This window comes from Roseimicrobium gellanilyticum (genome assembly GCF_003315205.1).
Classification (GTDB): domain Bacteria; phylum Verrucomicrobiota; class Verrucomicrobiia; order Verrucomicrobiales; family Verrucomicrobiaceae; genus Roseimicrobium; species Roseimicrobium gellanilyticum.
Map to the genome: position 1 here is coordinate 1 of NZ_QNRR01000015.1, position 17,181 is coordinate 17,181.

A 17,181-nucleotide genomic window follows, 5' to 3' on the forward strand; every position below is an offset into this window, starting at 1 on the left:
GCCCAACGCACCTTTGAAGGTTTGGAAGCAGCCGTCGCGCAAGCACTGGACACGTTCTCACCAGAGCACTGCGCCAACTTTCTTCGTCATGCCAACTATGCGACAAATTAAATAGAAAATGCTCTAGAATTCCCTGCTCACCAGATATGCGCCTGTTTTGACTCACTACGACAAATTATTTCGAGCTATAAAATTTCAACTTGGTTTCCCCAGCATCAGTCTACGACGACCAAGGTGCGATCGGCATCGTATCGACACCCATGACCGACTTGTTGGATAAAGGAACGCACATCACGCATGCAAGTTGAACCTAAGCTTATATCCTTGATGAGAGACAACGTCTCAAAACGGGGTTACAGAGGGAGGAATGGTGCATCGATGGAGCAATTTGCACGAAAACTTTGTTTGCGAAGGCGCACTTGGTGCTATCTTCCCGGCAATGGAGCTGGCAACGGACCAGAGTGACACATCCGTACACACGAGTGTCTCCGATACAAAGTCGGCAACGACATCGACGGTTCTGGCATCCATCTCCGGACGCAGAATGCTCGATTTGGTGCCAGCACTACGTGCGTCAAAAATCATGGCACATTCCGAGTGGAAGCCCACAGGAACGGCCCGCCTCTCAAAGGTCAACCCCTGAAGCCAACATGATTGTCTCGTTCCTTTTTCGTCCATTCATTTTCAGGATTGAAGAAGGGCAAAGGAAGTGGCGCAAGCCCCGGGCAAAGCCATCATTTAGCCAGGCAGGGAAAAACTTTACCGACATGGTATTTGGACTTTACTTCACAAGGCTACCGAGCAAAATGCGCGCTCGAACCACTCCCCGCTGCGCCTTTGTGACTCCTGAAATCGACATCGAGAAAGTAGAGAATGCGATCAAAAAAATGAGCCTCGTGCGTTTTTCGATCTTCCTCGCCAAACTAGGCTTAGATGAGGATGAATTTTGTGATTCATGGGCGCCAGCGGAACGCCTGCGAGTGTTTAAAAAACTAAGGGCGAGTGGCGAGATCACATGGGAACAAGTGGTATCCAAATTGACCAACCCGAAGTCTTTCATAAAACAGACCCCTCAGGGGCCGGGGACCAGCCCAACATGCGTGAACGTGCTCGCAGATCTTCAGCGCTCTCATTCGTTGCTCGATGCAGCCATGTTCGCGCTGAAAAATCTGCAGAAGGGCTGCAACCTGAATATGCCCCCCGGACATGTGTAGCGCTGGAGAAAAACATTTTCCTTGCGCCCCGCCCCAGTCTCTTTACGCTGCGCGCCGCTTTTTTAACCACTCCTATGTAACCCCTCGACATGCAAGCTTCTGAAACCCCACAACAAAAATACCTCCGTACTGAGGCTGTGGAGAGCTTGTATTTCATAGGTGGCCCTCCTCAGGACGAGCAGAACATGTGGGAGGATCTCCTGGATATACTCAGGGGCGGTGTGTGGTTGGATATTGAGATAGTTCTCAGCGCACTCGAACACGAGCTGAATCTGCTCAGAGAAGGTACCGGCCAGCGTGACACCCGCAAGCGGGCAAGCTGCCTCGCCAAGCTGAGGCTCGCGATGATCTACGGGCAAATTCAATCCGCTCCCGAGATCAACCGCAATGATCCCGATACCGCCCTCTGGGAGTGGGTCAATGAAACGGCCCCGGTTTTTCCACTTTTCAGTGCACCAGGCCGCACTTTGGTAGATCTAGCCGTACTTCTGGAGTACGAGTTCGATTATATCCGGGACACCATCATCCCTGAGATAGTGAGGAAGACGAAGGCATTAAAGCGAGACGCCATTGAGATGGCAGTTGCCCGCCTGGCCACGCCCTATAGACAAATCAGGAGGGCCAAGCCAAACGTGCGGCGTCTCTTTGTCAGTTCAGTGCTTGTCCCCAAGAATACGCCTGCCAACGGAAGACCTCTTGCTGACGAGGTTCTACGGGACATGTACCCAATGTTCCAGAACTTCGGAAAACGCCGGTCACGGGAGCATTCACGCGACACAGTGGAGCAATCGTCAGATATTCAGTCTGCCTGAGCAGCATTTCTTTTGCAGCCTGACTACGGGCTCAATGGACGACACTCCCTTCCGGGCAGTTTGGTGCGTTCCATGATGCATCCATCCCGCTTGCGGCCATATGTGCCGCCGCCATCAGGGTGAGATACATCTTGGTATACCACCCAAGGTGCCTGTTGCTGAGCCCCCACTCGTCCCTGGAGTTTGCTGCCGTGCCCTGAAGGGGGCACGGCAGCTAAATTCACATGCAGCGTTTACTCACGGCTTCACGGCTGGCGAGATTTACCGCGAGAGCGATTGCTTCAGAAGGGCCTCCAACCGTCGCGACTTGTTGCGGGAGGCCGTATGCCAGAATGTCTTGAGCAGGGCAATCTGGCGCTGCAGACGCTGCCTGCGTTTCTGGGGACGGCAGCAGAACAGGAAGCTGTCCTTTGGACGAATAAGATAGTCGCTGTACCTGACACCCGGATCTCTCTCGGGATCGAAGAGAATCTTGCCCGAGTTTGGATCCATGGGCACGTGGATTTCTGTCTTTTGATCATGACCGAGTGCAGCCATGCGCAACCGGACTGCGACACCGATGGCGATGGTCAGCAGATAAAAGGGCTCCACCCCAAAGTTGGTGCGCTTGTCACTTGGAGTCTGCGGGATCTTCCCGTTGATATCTTCGATCACGTGAACCACAGGCATGCCGAGACACTCGTCTTCCTTCAGTTCCTCATAGGAACGCGTCTCCAACTGGCGCATGCGCTTATGCAACTCATTGATGATTTCGGGAGTTGCCACGCTTCCACTCTCCCCTGCCTCCATCCCTACGTCCTGATAGTTGTGCATGCGGGCAACGAAACGCATGTAGACAGTCGTGACATTCGCCATGAGAAACGGCAGCGAGTGGCGTGAACAGGACCAGAAGTACTCGAAGATAGAGTCGAGGAACCTGTTGTCAGGGTCGTTGCTGATATAAATCCTCTGCTCATAGCAGACGCGCCCCTCCTCCCTGCAAAAGTCACGGTAGCGCTGCGCCAATTCATCAGCATCCAGGGAGCGGATGGCATCGCGGGTCACGCTCTCGTTCACGAACACGCCCCAGCCCTTCTCCTCAGCGATACCCTTCAACTTGGTGAGGCATTCCACGACAATGAATACTTCAAAACAGAAGGCGAGATAACCCTGGTAACGGCTGCTCAAATCTGCACCGTGTCTGGTGGCGAGAGCGAAGCCCAGCATGGAGTGACGGGCAAAGACCTTGGGGTCATCACGACAGACCAGCAACGTGGTCAGCGCGTGGGTGTAGATTTCATTGAGCAAATCTTCCGTAGGCGTCTTCAAGGGCACCAGCGGGAGAAGCGGAGGGACATCTTTCCCCCGCGGCGTGCGGTGCTCCGCGAAGACGATGTGCCCCACCTCATGGATGAAATCCAGGTACGAAGCCACCACGCAGAGATGCGGCACATCCGACCGGATGATGGCAAGGCGGGAGAGATTCTCCGTGCCAAGCCAGAGTGAAGTCGCCACAATCTCCGGCTCGAAGTCGATGCGGTTGACCACGCCAAACACGTCAAACCGCGGCATCTCATCAGCGGGATGCTCGGCCTCATCGCTAAAGGTGTTTCGCGGAAGCGCGAAGCGTTTCACGAAACCCATGGCCGATTTCACCAGAGCATCGGCGCCTGAAATCAACTGGTTCAGACCGCCACGAAAGTCGACATCCATATCACGATGCGACTCCTCTGGGAACGCGTGATAAAGGCGCTGCTCCATGGCCCGGTGGAGAGCACTGACGTAGCGGGAGATCTGCGCCACGACTTCCGCCGGCACCTGCCGCAAAATCGGCGGCTCATCTCCGTCGGGATAGGGACCACCGAACAACTCGGGAATATGGTTCATCAGCGTCTGGTAGAGGCTGGAAAAGCAGTCATGCAGATCCAGCACCGTATCAAACACAAACGGATTGGCGAGGAGCGTGGAGTAATTCTGAAACAGATACTGCACGGTGCGAACCAATGAATTGGGCAGCAGATAGCTCTTGGGTCTATGGCTCAGGGCGCAGGGGCAAAAGCCATGCTTCTCCAGTTTACGGTCTCCAAGTACCTGCTGCCTGAACTTGATGATGGCGATCTGGTCCTCTGCTTCGCCACGCAGTACCTCCGGCGCATGATGGACCAGATTGTCGGTGTCGACCATGCGCCAGCGAATGATCGGCAGAATCTTTTGCAGGACCGGAAAATGTTCATGCAATTCACGCCTGAAAGCACCCCTGTCAGGGACAGGCACTGTGGGCCACGAGGTCAGGCCAACCAGATGGCGCGGCATCATGCCTCCCGCCCCCGCGGAGCTCATACTCATAATGAGCGACCGAATCTGCAAAAAGGCATCCCCAGTGCGCAGCAGACGCTTCGAATCTGCTGATGGGGAGCACTGGTGGATGAGGAGATCCGCATGACCCATGAGCTGCTGGTAGTATTTCTTGGGCCGGGGTGGAGAGCCGCCTTCCGCGTCGCGTCGCTCATCCATCTTCTTTTGCAACTCCTTCAGCGCTTCATCCAACTTCTGCTGATGTCCCACCGCGATGTTGGTAGACGACACCAGGTCAATGAATCCCCGAATGCCGCTGGACGCAGGCTCCATGAAGGCATCCGCCCTGACAGCCAAGGTCGTTCTCGTCCAGCGCAGGGCATGGCTGAAGACCACGCTCTCATCAAAATTGGCAGGGGCGCCTTCCTTCGTGTCGTTCAGAAGCTCCTTCGCCCCCTGAAGCCAGCGCTGTGACTGAATCTTCGTCTTGGACATGACGCCCAGGCGATCCAAATCTTCAAGTGTCAGGCCCTGGACCCTGGAGAGGATGGCGGCAGCGATGGTGAAGTTGTCGGTGGCGATGAGCATCCCAATCTCCTCCTGCCCCTGGAGATCCAGCAGAGTGATCCGCGTCGCCTTGACGGAACTGTCTTCGATTTCAAACTCGGCCAGATGCCCACCCTTGGCCTCGCTGTACAAGACATCCAATGCCGCCAGGCAATCCTTCACAATGGCACGGAAGATGGCCGTTTGGAATTCAATGCTCTGCCCCAGCAGACCAAGAACGCCAAGCTTGATGCGGCTAAAAAGAAGGAGTGGCGGAAGCCTCCGCGGCGCCTCCTGTGGCACAGGATTGTCCTGCGTCTCCAGCGCCTCTGTCCCATCCTTTGACTTGGGAAGCCCCTGTTTGACGAAGTCGATCACATCCACGATGCAATCGTCAAATTCCGATGGGGCATCACTGGTGTCTTTCAGGCTTTCCATCGTGGGAGCAAAGCCCACCGCGACTTCCTCCACGGTCGTTGAGCACTGCGCCGTAATAAAGTGGATCGGGTCCAAATCATCCAGCAGTGTCATAAGCAAAACATCCGCGTGACCCACCGGCAAATAGCCCAGAGGCTCAAAGAGGCAGGGCTCCACCTTTTCCCGCTCATCAGGATACGCGGCCGCTGAGTACTCATTCACCCGGCTTTTGAAGGTGTGGCAGATGTGCGCAATCTCCTTATGCACGCGCTCGAACGATTCATCGAGCCCATCACCGCCCTTGGGGGTATCCAGAACCGCCTGCCGTCGTGACCATTCTGCGTCATGGCCTGTGATTAGACAAACTACATCAGAATATTTGATCGAGCTGGCTTGTGGGGAGGTACGACTGGACATGATTGAGCGACCCGAGATGTGGCAAATTATTTTGCCGAATCAAGCATTAAACTCGCCCTTCCGTCTTGCACTGGACCATCGACCAACTCCAGCGGGAGCACGTCGCCAGTTTCACTGGCCACTCCTCGGCGCGCGCCAGGCCATTACACGGCATTTTCGGAGCAAAACGTGGATTCAGTTTCATCCGACTGGTGAGTAGAACATTTAACATCAACCGTGACCACAGGAGCCCTCCAGCATCTCGATGAGGTGGTCCAGTGTGGCGCGCTGACACTCTGCCCTGAGAGCCGTATAGTCGCGCAGCGCCACCTCGGCTTCCGGGCTCATGCCCGGTCCGTTTTTGGCAAGGCTTCCCTTCGCATGCTCCGCCCGGGCTGCGAACACTGATGCATGTCGGTGCTGCAGCCGGCATGGCACGGCGATTGAAGCATCCTCCCTGAGCGCGGGAAGCAGGCGTTTAAGTTCCTCTGCAGCCGTTTTCACGGGATCTTTGAAATGCGCAGGCAGCTTGCTGCCGTGAAGCCAGACGTGAGGTGACTGTCTCCCAGTGAATTCTACATCGTGGACAGCTTCACGCAGAGCAAGCTCAGCTCCTGAAGCTGCCCCGCATGCGGGATCCAGCACTCCAGATCTGCCGCCTCCTCATGCCACATGGCCCGCGCGGAAGGTCCTCTGGACATCTCGCGAGGGACATGGATGAGTGGGCTCCCACCATGGATGCGGACAAGGCCCCTGAGGACGACAGCTCTCCCGACTTCAGCGATCCCCAGGCCGGGTGGGATGAGGAAAAGCGCGCGCGATTGGAGCGTGTGAATGATGAGGCGATGCGCGCTGCGGTGGCCACGATTCAAAACTCCGGACGTGAGGGCAGAGTCGGCCGGATGGACTTCATGGGTGACCGGCACCGCATGTACATGGGCATGTACATCAAGCGTGATACCGGAGACCTGGAGCCATGGGCGGTCATCGGGGACCATTGGGACAAGTTCGGGAAGCTCGCACCCGAGGTGGTGTTCCTGGCGGAGGAGCGCTCGTGGACACTCGGAGCGGTGATTGGACCCCGCCTGGGTCTCCGCTTGTGGCCTTTGCTGAGCCCGCGAGCCAAGGCGAACTACCTCGCAGGCACATCGCTGCTGACTGAGATAGAAAAGCGACTCGTGCTGATGCCTGAATACTCGGACATGGAAGTGGATTGGGATGCGGACAGCCTTGCGGCCTTTGTCTGCAATGCGATCTACTACGAGAAGAATGATCGCTTCCTGCGCGCCGTGAGTGGCCGGGACCTGCGAGCCATGACCATTACACGCAACCGCGATGGCCAGCATGGGTGGGTAGCAGAAGACATCCCCGAGCCGGAGCGCAGGCTGGTGGATGTCTTCTACGAGTGTGCGCTCCGCTCCATGAATGTGCCGGTCTTGAAATACTGCCTGCAGCATGGCGCAGAGCCCAATCCCCTGCTGGAGACCCGGAAATACACCACCAGGTGGTCGACCGCCTTGTCCTATCTCATGGACAAGTACAACGACTCCACGGGTTACCGCACTCATCCCAAAGGATTGGTGGACCTCATCCTCCAGCACCACCCCGCCGGTGAGGGGCACCCTCTGGAGGGGCTGAACCGGCCACTGTATATGGCGTGGAGTAACAAAAGGCTGGATGCGGTGGACCGTCTTCTGGATCTGGGTGCGAAGTTCGAAGGTGGATTTTTCGCCCGCACACCTCTATCGCCCGAAGTGAAGGCACAGGTGCTGCCACCGTCTGTCTCCCGAATGGCGGTGAGCAACGAGTTTGGACTCTCCATCAGGGATCGAGCAAAGCTGAATGAGCTGTGGGAGGCGGTGAGCGATGCGATTCCCCTGAGCCCATGGCATGAGGTGCCCTGGTACGAGGGCGGCTGGTGCGCCTATAAGATGTTCGGCAATTTCATGGGGACCGTGCTGTATCGGAATGATCCCACCTACCTGCAACGCTTTCTGTCCAGGGGGATGCCGCTGAAGCTGACACTGCCGGATGTGGTCTACGCCATGCATCGCGATCCCAGAGAAGCCTTCTCTGCGGTGCTGCGAGCGAAGGGGCTCAACCCTGATGCTACCATCGCCCGCCTGCGGAGATGCATGTCGGTGCTGCGTCCGGCATGGCACGGCGATTGAAGCATCCTCCCTGAGCGCGGGGACCGGGCGGATTGCGATTCGTGGGGTGAGGTCTGCAACCCGGCCTCCTGGTCTTATCCCATGAAAACGCATGTACTCCAATCCCGTTCTGCGGCGCCGCTGATGCTGGTCATCACCGCGTGCCTGTGGGTGTGCATGAGTCTGCTGTCTCCCTGTGCGGCGGCGGACCCGGCGAGAAACTTCTGGTACACGGTGACCATCAGCAAGGTGAATACCACGGAGTCCTTTACCGGCTCCAGCGACCTTTCACCGGAAGAGTTCGCCGTGCGCGTGGCAGGCTCCACACCGGTGCTGCTGGAGAATCTGCGGGTGGAGGCGCTGATACCGGGCGATGACGCAGTGAAGTGGCACGCGGTGGTGGAGAATCCGAATGTGTACCTGATGCCACGCGCCGTGCTCTTCTTCCAGGAACTGCGCCGGGACCCACTGCTGGAGAGACCGGTGACGCCAGCAACGTTCCGCTCGGTGAGATGATGATGCGATGCGAGGGAAACGCTCGACGCTGGCGGAGTGGGGCTTGAGGTGAAACGCAAAGCAGCGAAGCAGCACCAACGGATGCGGAAAGGCATGCGCGAGACATGTCCTGGGTGTGGTGCTGAGAATTGTCTTTCCTGAAGAGGACGGTTTTGGTTTTCTAAGGACTGAGGCGCATCTCGCGCCCCCGCATGTCATGGATAAGGAAAGTGCTCCAGAAAACCATGCCGATATGGCTGCGGTGGCAGCCGCCATGGAGTTGCGGGACCGGAAGGAGTGGGCACTCATCCTACTGGTACTCAGTGTCGTCACGGCGCTGCAGCATCCTTTGGTCATCACCTTCCCGATTGCCGTCGCGTTCTTTATCGCAGCAGCAGTGATGCGCTTCCGGCGCCGGCGGGCACACCTCGTCACGGCTGCCGACGGCACCGTCTTTGTAATATTCAAGTGACGCGCGTCTACTGACTACTCCCCTCCCCTCACCCTGCCTTGTCGCGGCTCTGCATTTCAAGGTCCTCTTCCGCGGCGGTGAGACGCAGGAGGAGGTCCGCTTCTTCCGCCCACCAGGATTCCCGGCTGGTGTCCACACAGTGCTGATGGACGTCCAACAAGCTTTTCACAAACCTCACACGCCAGCGGGCGTGGTCGAGGTTGTCCTTGAGATGGAGACGGGGGTCCATCAGAGAGCACAGGGGTTCTGAGTGGGTTCGCGCGTGGAATTTCGTATGGTCTCCAGAGGGGTGATTATTTTTAATAAATATTGATAGTGCACATGTGTGCGGGAGTTTGGCGGGGGCGTGAGGAGGGCGCTACAGAAGCGCACAGGTCGTGCAAATTGCCACGGAGAATGGAGGCGATGCGCGTAGTCGCACGTGTGGGATGCAACACAGACGCAGGGGATCTTCGGAGAATGAGGTTGCCCGGTTCAAGGGCACAGTCATGCCAAGAGCATCTTAAACAAATCTGTGGCCGCATTTACGCCGAAGGCGTTGCACACTGTCCAGCCCAAGGTCAGGCCGCGAAGCGGGCGCCACCTTGGGTTAGCTGGCTAGCATTCGAACCCTGAATGGGTTCCACAGAAAAGCGGCTGACCAAGATGACCTTTCCACATGGCGCGGCGCTTTTGTGGAACGCTTTCAGCGTTCGGCATCTTGATTTCATCTCCCAAGGTGGCGCTTGCTTCGCAAGCGCCACCTTGGGCTGTACGATGTACAACGCCTTCGGCGTAGAGACGGCTATGCCAAAACTTAAATCGATCTAATGCGCAGGGGCGTCAGGTTCATCCTGCAAAGGACATGGAAACCGTGACGCACAGCATCTGGATCATGCGTGGGATACCTCCTTCGCGCCACCCGGCATCCCACCGCTACGGCCATGCTGGCGAGGAAGGGCGAACTTTGTATGACCACTTTACCGCGAGATGATTTCCTCCATGCCGCCTGTTTCAATTTCCTGGGCGCCATCGCCTCCGCCTTTCCCATGGAGGACATGGACTGACAGGACTTGATACACCACATCATGCCACATCATCCGCAGAAGACGACAGCACACGCCTCCCCCGCCCCTTCTCCAAACACCTTGCACCTTTCAAATGGAATCCTGTCATGAGCACGCGGCTGGGGAAATGGAAATGGGCGGTCGCACTCGCGGTGGTGCTCGCCGTGGCGGTGGTGCTGGCGCGGGACATCCCGGTGGTGGACTGGCTGGAGGAGATCGCACAGCCACTGCGGAATCTCGGCTGGCTGGGCGTGTTGATTTACATGGGCATCTATTTCGTCGTGGGCATGCTGTGCCTGCCCTGCCTGCCGCTCACGCTCACGAGCGGGTACATCTTTGGCCTGGCCGGTGGCTTTGTCGCCGTGCACACCGGGGCCACGCTGGCCGCGGCGGGTGGTTTCCTGGTGGGGAGATTCGCCGGGCGCAGGCATGCGGCGGATGCGCTGCGCCGCAGCAAGCGCTTCCACTTTCTGGAGAAGGCGATCTCGAAGGAAGGGTGGAAGATTGTGGCACTGCTGCGCATGCACGCGGTGCCCTTTGGCCTGAGCAATCTGCTCTATGGGATGACTTCGCTGCAGTTCCGCCAGTACCTGCTCGCCACCACGCTGGCGATGATTCCCGGCCACATCATCTATGTGTATCTCGGCAAAGTGGGCGGCCGCTACCTGGAGAAGGCGGAGCTGGAGAACATGGGCCCCGCGGAGTGGACAGCCGCCGCCTTGAGCATCGGCAGCGCGCTCCTGCTGGCCGTGGTGATCACGCGCATGGTGAAGCGGTATGGGAAGGTGAAGCCGATGGAGGAGCAGGAGCAGGAGCAGGCCGGCACGAGAGAGCACTCCGTGCCTCACTCGTGATGGAAGTGCGCGGCACGTGCCTGGCACAGGGCGGACTCGGCAGCGGCACACACGGTGACTTCCAGCTCAGCCATGTTCCCGGGAATCTCGAAGGGCCAGGCTTTTGCGATCACGATGCAGCCTTCATGCTCCGTGTAGGTGGACTCATCGAGCCCACATTCGAGGATGAAGTCCCGGAACAGCACAAAGGTCTCGTGACTCATGGGAGGGTCTGTCCGCACCACGAGATGCTTCCCATCGCGCTCAACCGAGATGACTTTCATGACGATGCGGCACCGCAGATGGTGGCGAGGCCGCGAGTAATGACGGGGGGTTGCTCCCCGTATCGTAAGATATTCTTTAGCGGAGCGCTAGCTCTGGATGAGGTGAAATTTGGAGCCGCAGAGACCGGCATGCACGATCTGGTCCGTGGCGCTGAGGTGCTCCCAAGCGCCCGGCAGGAGATCCAGCATGTCCGGCGAATGGAGTTCCACCGCCTCCACCACCTCCTGAAGCGTGAAAGGGGGCGGGAGAAGCGCGCATATTTCCAGAAGCCTGTCCGCGAAAGGGTCCTGCACCGGGACCGGAGTGGAGAGATTGGTCAGCATGGCGGGAGCTGGTGAATCATCCGGAAAAAAATTTCCAGACAATTAGTTTCTTCAGAAACGAATCACTAAGTACATGGTTGTCAAGCTCTCAGAATGCCCGACGGACCCGTCGTACTCCGAACAGCAAAGGGCACCCGCCTATTTAATTTGCAATGCGTAATATTGTAGTCGAAACCACCTTGCTTTGTCCAGCCCCCTTTGCGTTCAGGGAACTGGCACAGTGGGAAGAGTGGCCGTTTCTGGTTCCTGGATTTTTTTCCGAAACACCCGAACAAACCAGTGACAAGACTTTGCATGTGAGCACGATAGTCACAGGGCGAAAGCGAACCTTCCATGCGAAACTGGTGTCTGTGGAGTGGGACAAAGGCGCGAGCTGGATTTCCGCCGATGGACTATTTGCTTCAGGGGAGGTCTTCACGGAGGCGCTCCCTCACGGCGGGACGCACTTCATCCTCATCCTCCACTACCAGCCACAGGGGCTCACGGAAATCTGCCACGACTTGCTGGGGCTGGTGCATCGCCGGATGAGGGACAGCGTGGTCCGGCTCAAGGGGCAGCTGGACCATCAGTGGAGCATGATGATGGCGGCGCCGGGCGGTCACGCCACGGCCTGAAGCGGTCCCCAGCGCATCAGGGTAATCCGCGCAGTCAGCCTGCACATCAGTCGCCCTGGGCTTCCGAGCTGAAGAAGCTGGTCATCTCGGGGAGACGATCCACCTCCGCGATTTCCTCGACGAGGTCACCGGAATAGTGGGCGAAGATTTCCTCATCCCGGTAGAGCAGCAGATTCTCCCCCTGCTCATACCTGTCTGCCTCAATAAAAACCGGACCCGCCACTTTCAGGACCACTCGAAAGAATCTCATCAAGGCATGGAGTTTACACCCATTGCAATTCCAGGCAACGCTCTTCCTATGTCATCTCTGCGCGAGCATCCATCGAAAAGCCGAGCTGAATCCGTTGTACGCCCCGCGCTGCACCGCCCCTTTGCAATTCCGGCAAATCTGCCCACCCTGAACCCACGTTTATGTTATCTAAAGATTTCTAGGTATTGTGTCGATAAGGCCTGCCCGAAGCGAGTTGCAACTTGCACGTTGCGCCCTGTCATCTCATGATATGGACCATGAAGGTCTACCGGGTACTCCTCTGCAGCATGGGCGCCACCCACGTGGAGGCGACCCGTTTTGAGAGAGACACCATCGTGCGGTTTTTCCGTGGCGATGTGGTGATTGCAGAGTATCCCGCCTCTCTGGTGAAGGAGGTGGCTGAGACCGACCTGCCACCCTCAGGCGGCTGGCTCGTGGCCTCTGCGAGCTCAGACGACTGAGGCACAGGCCCTTCCCACTCCCGGCGACAGGGAAGCCGGGCACGAGCGTGAACTTCCGACACCCGTGGTGAATGGCTCGCAATTGCATCCACATCGACCAAAAATGTTATTGCCAATAACGATGCATATCGGTAGAAAAGCGCAAAGCGGAGTTTTGCCATGGACACCCCTGCAAAAAAAGCCGTGGACCTGCCACACGACGCCTGGCGCGTGCAGTTCCTGAAGCAGTTGCTGAGCGTGCATCGTCACACTCCCCAGCCCCACGGTGAAGCGTGGCAGATGCAGGAGGCGGCCTACCTTCAGCAGCTCGCCCTGGCGGAGGCGCGACTCATCCGCACCCCGGCCCGTGATGTGCCACGGTAGCGTGTGCCTGCCGGGTGAGCGATCCGGCTCGCAGGCCTGACGGATTCTCCGGCCGCTCGTGCACCGGGGCATGTCCATTCCCATCCCCTCCTGATGCTTCATGATGCGCCTGGGAAGGGAACGCGGGCACGCATGCAAAACGCCGTCCCCCTGCCTGCGCGCGGGCATCCGCCATGCCATGGTGCAGGAGGAGCGGCGCCGTTCACCTCATGTCGGGAGGGATGCCGGGGCTGAGGTACTCCGGCTGTCGAGGCAGGCCGCTCGTGCAATCTTCAATTTTCTCCACGGAGGCGGCGTAGTATTTGGCGACTTCCGTCCCATTTTTGAGGAACTCGATGGTGTTCCCCGCCTTGAGCCAGCGATCCGCCTTGATGAAGGATTGTACTCCGATGGTCAACGTCACTCTGTATGTCTTCATCCCCTTGCCACAAGTCCACTACGATTGATGTGCTGCTCTATTGCCCTGATTTGCAAAAGAAAGCAATTCCCTGATGCTCATATCAGGGTATACCCCTACGGGAAAAGTGACATTTTTTTCTCAAAGAGGTCACCGGCTGGCTCTTTTTCCACGCTCGCGTCGATTTCCCCTCACCTGCTGCCGCGTCCCCTAATCCCGGGAACGACTTTACTTTAGTTCAGATTCAGGTCGATTCCTGATGGCAAAACCAAGGACTTCGGTCAGTATGCCCGCCCGGATTTTTTCATGGAAAGCATTGTCATTGAGGTTCTGGTCTACTCTTCCCCCACCCTGATCTTCACGACCTTGGAGAAGTTTGGTGAGTGGCCACTCTTCGCGCCTGAGACCGTTTCTGAAACGCCGGAGCGCGTGCAAGGAAACCGCCTGAAACTGAAAACCCGCATCACCGGCAGCGAGCGCTGCTTCGAGGCGACCCTGCTACAGCGCACGGAAAAAAGCCTGAGCTGGGCCACGGAGGAAGGCACGCCCACCTCCGGCTCGGTGGTGGTGGAGACGCTGGCCGCCGGAAACCTGCGCGTGACATTCACCTTTCAGTACACGCGGGAGGGCATCGTGGAGAGTTTCTACGCGTCCACAGGGCTGGTGCAGCGAAGGCTGGAGATGGACCTGGAGCGATTCAAGCACGCGGTGGAGCGTGAGCACGAGCAGCGCGGTCTGTCGTGACTGGTGGTGGTTTGTGGATCCAGTCGCGGAGCGCCCAAGCTTCAGAATGGCTACGGTGTGAATCAAAGCTCCAGAGTCCGCAGCCCTGCTGCAGCGATGGCGACACTCGCTCGCGGGATGGCGCTTCCAGTAGAGCTTGGCGACTGCGTCGCGGTGCGGCGTGCAGCAGGCTGCACTTGAGGAAAGCGGCAGCAGGGCTTCCGCAGTCCAGGGCCTGCGGCACAGCTTCCACATCGCGACGCTGACGTTCAGGCGCACTACGGACCCAGATCAAAAGAGCAGCGCTGCGCCAGAGAATGACGGCACTACACACGAATGATCCGGACGCTGTGACGCGCAGCGTCCCTGGACTGCGCGCAGCCCTGCTGCCGCTTTCCAGAGTCTGCAGCCCTGCTGCAGCGATGGCGACACTCGCTCGCGGAATGGCGCTTCCAGTAGAGCTTGGCGACTGCGTCGCGGTGCGGCGTGCAGCAGGCTGCACTTGAGGAAAGCGGCAGCAGGGCTTCCGCAGTCCAGGGCCTGCGGCACAGCTTCCACATCGCGACGCTGACGTTCAGGCGCATGGGAGGCCGACTTGCGAAACATTCCCCCGTGCCATTTTGGTGTGAGAGGGTGCATCATCACTGCAGACGCCGACCGGAGGCCGGCGCTCCCAGGGCTCGGGGGTGGAACGTCAGGCCCAGCCGGATGGCCATGCTGGATGCGGGTGGACGAAGGCCCTTCGGGCCATCCGGATCATCGCTCCAGAGCAAAGCAGAGGCGGCGGGAGGTATCCTTGTCCGTGGATGTCATCCACCCTATGAACCATATGAGTGAGCCCATGACTCCCCCATCTATGAGATTCCATGATGCATCTGGGTATGCTGTCTCACACCAGTCATCACCCATCTTCATAGGCAGATGACTCTCCCGTCCCTCTCCTCTCCTCTCTGCAAAGGTGCCTGCACTCCTCACATGACCCGCCGCTCGGCCCAGTCGGGCGAGGGGCTGTCGAGGGTGTTGCGCTCGAGGGGCCGGTGGATGGAGGCGGCGGCTTCGAGGTCTGAGAGGGCGGTCTCGGCACGGGCGAGGTGGTCGCGGTAGCTGGCGTCTTCGCTGGCCCAGTGTTCATCGCGTGTCTCCGGATAGGGATGGCCGCGATGCTCCTCCACCAGATGACGGAAGAAGCGTACCCGCCACCTCGCGTGGGCGAGATCCTCGGGTGGTTCGACGGGCATTTCGTAGAGTGGTTTCACGACATTCAATCTTCGCATGTCACGCCTTGTGTGGACCTAGCGTTGCAAGATGAATGGACCCTCTTCATGGGTGATGCAGCGTACGGGAGGGGTGGCTATGCGGGATCATTTATTCTGGTTTACGCCCATGCGGGATTGGGACTACACTCCCGACATGAAGATCCCCTGGTGCCCTGTCTGCCTATTGAGGTCGTTCATTCTCACCAGCTCGATAGCCCTGTCATGGTTCCCGCTGGTAACCCAAGCCGCAGACGAAGCAAATGCCGCAGGCGCCATACCTGGTGAGGCAACACCCGCCGCACCATTACCACTTGCGAGTAGCGATGTGAAATCTGCCGGGGAACGCGAGCGCGTGGCAGCCCTGGAGGCGCGCGTGGAGAAGCTGGAGCAGGAGGTGCTCCGGCTGCGCACCGCAGTGCAGTCCGCCGCATCCACCCTGGCAGCAGCCGCAGGCAGTGATGAGAAGAAGAAAATCCCGCCGCCACCGGTAGTGCTCGACGAAAACGCAGGAGTGAAATCATCGGGCAGTACGCCATCGCTCATGACCGAGTTTGATCGTGAGCAGTTCCTCTCCCTGTCTGATGAGGGGCGCGCAAACTACCTGAATGAACTGCGCATGCGCAGTGAAGAGCTCCGCACGATGACTGCCGAGGGGCGTGCGAAGGTGTACAAGGAAATTCTGAACCGGGTGGTGGCCAGCGATCCCGGGAGGAAGCCCGACAACAGCAGCAGCAACACCCGTGGCAACGATGGCAACAGCAAGGCTGCAAGCACCACACCAAAATCTGCGGGCACCCCTTCGGCCAGTGAGAGCCGCAATTTCTTCAACTCTCTGTCGGATGAGTCTCGAAGGGAGTTCCTGGAAGAGATGCGCTCAATTGGTGAGAGGCTTTACGACGCATCCCAGGAAGAGCGCGCGAAGGCAGTGGCGGACTTGATGGATCGCCTGCGGGCCAAGGAGGCCGCGAGGAAGCAAGGTGGCGCGCCGCAGGGCAATGACAATGGCAACAGCAGCAGCGCTACCAGCCTGAATCCGGGAGGTGGCCGGGAAATCAAGATCTCCGGCAGCGCTCCCGCTCCCATGCCAGAGGTACCGAAGACGCAGCAACCACCGCTGCCGCAGCCCGAATCCTCCCCACGGCCGAAATCCGCCGGCCCCAGCGAAGACACCCGCGCCCGCTTCAATGCCCTGACCGAAAAGCAACGCGAGATCTTCTTCCGCGACATGAGGGAGTCGCGCGAACAGATGCGGTATGCTTCCCCAGAGGAGCGCCAGGTGATGATGGAGCAGTTGATCAAGAAGGCTGAGCAGGAAGGAAAAAAAGCCGAGGACGCTCCCGCAACATCACCCGCAAAGCCTGAGCCCACATCTCCAGCAACTGCGGAGGGAGAGAAGGCGGAGAAGAAGAAGTGACGAGGTGCGCTCTGATGCAGCAGATTTGGAGTGCTGGAGCTTGCTCTGCGTGAAGCTGCCCACGATGCAGAATACGCTGGGAGACAGTCGCCTCAGATCTGATATCAAAGGAAGATGAACCCGAGTCTTTATGTGAAGACGTCGGTTAGCCTGGAGCTTCATGCGACGAGGGTATCCATGGATACACGCACATGGCACAGGCCCAAGGATCGGGAACGCCTCGTTCCCGTGGGTGAAAGGTTTTATGGCGTGTATTCGCCAAAGCACGCTTTTGAAACCCAGAGGGTGCTCGACATGCAACATCACCAAGCATGGCGACCGCTGACGGGAACGAGGCGTTCCCGCTCCTTGGGCCTGCCGCAACACGCTGGGTGAGTTCGCCTCGTTTTAAAGACCTGTTTTCAATTCTTCGTGGAATGACTTCACGGCAGCAAGGCTGC

At 58.4% G+C, this 17,181-nt stretch carries 20 protein-coding genes; 12 read left to right on the plus strand and 8 right to left on the minus strand.

The features are described from left to right. Positions 1-650: 650 nt before the first annotated feature. A complete protein-coding gene (locus DES53_RS27960; protein ID WP_113961646.1) occupies positions 651-1,214 on the plus strand; it encodes a hypothetical protein in 564 nt (187 codons plus the stop codon). A gap of 89 nt (positions 1,215-1,303) precedes the next feature. Next, the gene (locus tag DES53_RS27965; RefSeq protein ID WP_113961647.1) at positions 1,304-2,026 is read left to right on the plus strand and encodes a hypothetical protein; all 723 of its coding nucleotides are present in this window, start codon (positions 1,304-1,306) and stop codon (positions 2,024-2,026) included. Between the two features lie 261 nt (positions 2,027-2,287). On the opposite strand, the gene DES53_RS27970 is transcribed toward DES53_RS27965, so the two are convergent. Next, positions 2,288-5,680, minus strand: a complete 3,393-nt coding sequence (locus tag DES53_RS27970) for a hypothetical protein (protein ID WP_113961648.1) — start codon at positions 5,678-5,680, stop codon at positions 2,288-2,290. Between the two features lie 210 nt (positions 5,681-5,890). Next, entirely contained in the window at positions 5,891-6,163 is a 273-nt protein-coding gene (locus DES53_RS33265; RefSeq protein WP_113961649.1) for a hypothetical protein, read from the minus strand. 161 nt (positions 6,164-6,324) lie between these two features. On the opposite strand from DES53_RS33265, the gene DES53_RS27980 reads away from it, so the two are divergent. From DES53_RS27980 to DES53_RS27990, 3 genes are all read left to right on the plus strand, one after another. Next, positions 6,325-7,830, plus strand: coding sequence for a hypothetical protein (locus DES53_RS27980; protein WP_211325720.1), 1,506 nt, complete (start codon positions 6,325-6,327; stop codon positions 7,828-7,830). Positions 7,831-7,911: 81 nt separating this feature from the next. Further along, on the plus strand, positions 7,912-8,325 hold the full coding sequence (locus tag DES53_RS27985) for a hypothetical protein (protein ID WP_113961651.1): 414 nt from the start codon (positions 7,912-7,914) through the stop codon (positions 8,323-8,325). A gap of 196 nt (positions 8,326-8,521) precedes the next feature. Further along, positions 8,522-8,776, plus strand: a complete 255-nt coding sequence (locus tag DES53_RS27990) for a hypothetical protein (RefSeq protein ID WP_113961652.1) — start codon at positions 8,522-8,524, stop codon at positions 8,774-8,776. Between the two features lie 28 nt (positions 8,777-8,804). Here the strand turns inward: DES53_RS27990 and DES53_RS27995 are convergent, their stop codons facing one another. Continuing rightward, on the minus strand, positions 8,805-9,005 hold the full coding sequence (locus DES53_RS27995; protein ID WP_113961653.1) for a hypothetical protein: 201 nt from the start codon (positions 9,003-9,005) through the stop codon (positions 8,805-8,807). A 649-nt stretch (positions 9,006-9,654) separates the two neighbouring features. On the opposite strand from DES53_RS27995, the gene DES53_RS33620 reads away from it, so the two are divergent. Both DES53_RS33620 and DES53_RS28005 read left to right on the plus strand, forming a co-directional pair. Beyond that, positions 9,655-9,822, plus strand: coding sequence for a hypothetical protein (locus DES53_RS33620; protein ID WP_211325721.1), 168 nt, complete (start codon positions 9,655-9,657; stop codon positions 9,820-9,822). A 107-nt stretch (positions 9,823-9,929) separates the two neighbouring features. Continuing rightward, positions 9,930-10,676, plus strand: coding sequence for a TVP38/TMEM64 family protein (locus DES53_RS28005; protein ID WP_113961655.1), 747 nt, complete (start codon positions 9,930-9,932; stop codon positions 10,674-10,676). Here DES53_RS28005 and DES53_RS28010 read toward each other — a convergent pair. Together DES53_RS28010 and DES53_RS28015 are read right to left on the minus strand one after the other, a co-directional pair. Then, entirely contained in the window at positions 10,667-10,939 is a 273-nt protein-coding gene (locus DES53_RS28010; RefSeq protein ID WP_113961656.1) for a hypothetical protein, read from the minus strand. The two genes, DES53_RS28005 and DES53_RS28010, sit on opposite strands and share 10 nt — an antisense overlap. A gap of 87 nt (positions 10,940-11,026) precedes the next feature. Continuing rightward, positions 11,027-11,263, minus strand: a complete 237-nt coding sequence (locus tag DES53_RS28015) for a hypothetical protein (protein WP_113961657.1) — start codon at positions 11,261-11,263, stop codon at positions 11,027-11,029. A 296-nt stretch (positions 11,264-11,559) separates the two neighbouring features. Here DES53_RS28015 and DES53_RS28020 point away from each other — a divergent pair, with 296 nt between their 5' ends. Continuing rightward, a complete protein-coding gene (locus DES53_RS28020) occupies positions 11,560-11,877 on the plus strand; it encodes a hypothetical protein (protein ID WP_147263665.1) in 318 nt (105 codons plus the stop codon). A 46-nt stretch (positions 11,878-11,923) separates the two neighbouring features. Here the strand turns inward: DES53_RS28020 and DES53_RS28025 are convergent, their stop codons facing one another. Then, positions 11,924-12,127: a hypothetical protein gene (locus DES53_RS28025; RefSeq protein ID WP_113961659.1), complete on the minus strand. Its 204-nt coding sequence runs from the start codon at positions 12,125-12,127 to the stop codon at positions 11,924-11,926. 245 nt (positions 12,128-12,372) lie between these two features. Between DES53_RS28025 and DES53_RS28030 the strand changes: the two genes are divergently transcribed. Next, positions 12,373-12,588 (plus strand): hypothetical protein, encoded by a 216-nt coding sequence (locus tag DES53_RS28030; RefSeq protein WP_147263666.1) that lies wholly within the window; start codon positions 12,373-12,375, stop codon positions 12,586-12,588. A gap of 159 nt (positions 12,589-12,747) precedes the next feature. Further along, positions 12,748-12,951, plus strand: coding sequence for a hypothetical protein (locus tag DES53_RS28035; protein ID WP_113961661.1), 204 nt, complete (start codon positions 12,748-12,750; stop codon positions 12,949-12,951). Positions 12,952-13,153: 202 nt separating this feature from the next. Here DES53_RS28035 and DES53_RS28040 read toward each other — a convergent pair whose 3' ends face one another. After that, positions 13,154-13,369 (minus strand): hypothetical protein, encoded by a 216-nt coding sequence (locus tag DES53_RS28040; RefSeq protein ID WP_113961662.1) that lies wholly within the window; start codon positions 13,367-13,369, stop codon positions 13,154-13,156. Between the two features lie 285 nt (positions 13,370-13,654). On the opposite strand from DES53_RS28040, the gene DES53_RS28045 reads away from it, so the two are divergent. After that, entirely contained in the window at positions 13,655-14,092 is a 438-nt protein-coding gene (locus DES53_RS28045) for an SRPBCC family protein (RefSeq protein ID WP_113961663.1), read from the plus strand. 950 nt (positions 14,093-15,042) lie between these two features. Here DES53_RS28045 and DES53_RS28050 read toward each other — a convergent pair. Then, positions 15,043-15,327 (minus strand): hypothetical protein, encoded by a 285-nt coding sequence (locus DES53_RS28050; RefSeq protein WP_147263667.1) that lies wholly within the window; start codon positions 15,325-15,327, stop codon positions 15,043-15,045. A gap of 154 nt (positions 15,328-15,481) precedes the next feature. On the opposite strand from DES53_RS28050, the gene DES53_RS28055 reads away from it, so the two are divergent. After that, a complete protein-coding gene (locus DES53_RS28055) occupies positions 15,482-16,741 on the plus strand; it encodes a hypothetical protein (protein ID WP_147263668.1) in 1,260 nt (419 codons plus the stop codon). Positions 16,742-17,181: the final 440 nt, after the last annotated feature.

Coding starts and splice junctions, on each gene's coding strand:
- DES53_RS27960 (WP_113961646.1), top strand. CDS start 651: ATGATTGTCTCGTTCCTTTTTCGTCCATTCATTTTCAGGATTGAAGAA.
- DES53_RS27965 (WP_113961647.1), top strand. CDS start 1,304: ATGCAAGCTTCTGAAACCCCACAACAAAAATACCTCCGTACTGAGGCT.
- DES53_RS27970 (WP_113961648.1), bottom strand. CDS start 5,680: ATGTCCAGTCGTACCTCCCCACAAGCCAGCTCGATCAAATATTCTGAT.
- DES53_RS27980 (WP_211325720.1), top strand. CDS start 6,325: ATGCCACATGGCCCGCGCGGAAGGTCCTCTGGACATCTCGCGAGGGAC.
- DES53_RS27985 (WP_113961651.1), top strand. CDS start 7,912: ATGAAAACGCATGTACTCCAATCCCGTTCTGCGGCGCCGCTGATGCTG.
- DES53_RS27990 (WP_113961652.1), top strand. CDS start 8,522: ATGGATAAGGAAAGTGCTCCAGAAAACCATGCCGATATGGCTGCGGTG.
- DES53_RS27995 (WP_113961653.1), bottom strand. CDS start 9,005: ATGGACCCCCGTCTCCATCTCAAGGACAACCTCGACCACGCCCGCTGG.
- DES53_RS28005 (WP_113961655.1), top strand. CDS start 9,930: ATGAGCACGCGGCTGGGGAAATGGAAATGGGCGGTCGCACTCGCGGTG.
- DES53_RS28010 (WP_113961656.1), bottom strand. CDS start 10,939: ATGAAAGTCATCTCGGTTGAGCGCGATGGGAAGCATCTCGTGGTGCGG.
- DES53_RS28015 (WP_113961657.1), bottom strand. CDS start 11,263: ATGCTGACCAATCTCTCCACTCCGGTCCCGGTGCAGGACCCTTTCGCG.
- DES53_RS28025 (WP_113961659.1), bottom strand. CDS start 12,127: ATGAGATTCTTTCGAGTGGTCCTGAAAGTGGCGGGTCCGGTTTTTATT.
- DES53_RS28030 (WP_147263666.1), top strand. CDS start 12,373: ATGATATGGACCATGAAGGTCTACCGGGTACTCCTCTGCAGCATGGGC.
- DES53_RS28035 (WP_113961661.1), top strand. CDS start 12,748: ATGGACACCCCTGCAAAAAAAGCCGTGGACCTGCCACACGACGCCTGG.
- DES53_RS28040 (WP_113961662.1), bottom strand. CDS start 13,369: ATGAAGACATACAGAGTGACGTTGACCATCGGAGTACAATCCTTCATC.
- DES53_RS28045 (WP_113961663.1), top strand. CDS start 13,655: ATGGAAAGCATTGTCATTGAGGTTCTGGTCTACTCTTCCCCCACCCTG.
- DES53_RS28055 (WP_147263668.1), top strand. CDS start 15,482: ATGAAGATCCCCTGGTGCCCTGTCTGCCTATTGAGGTCGTTCATTCTC.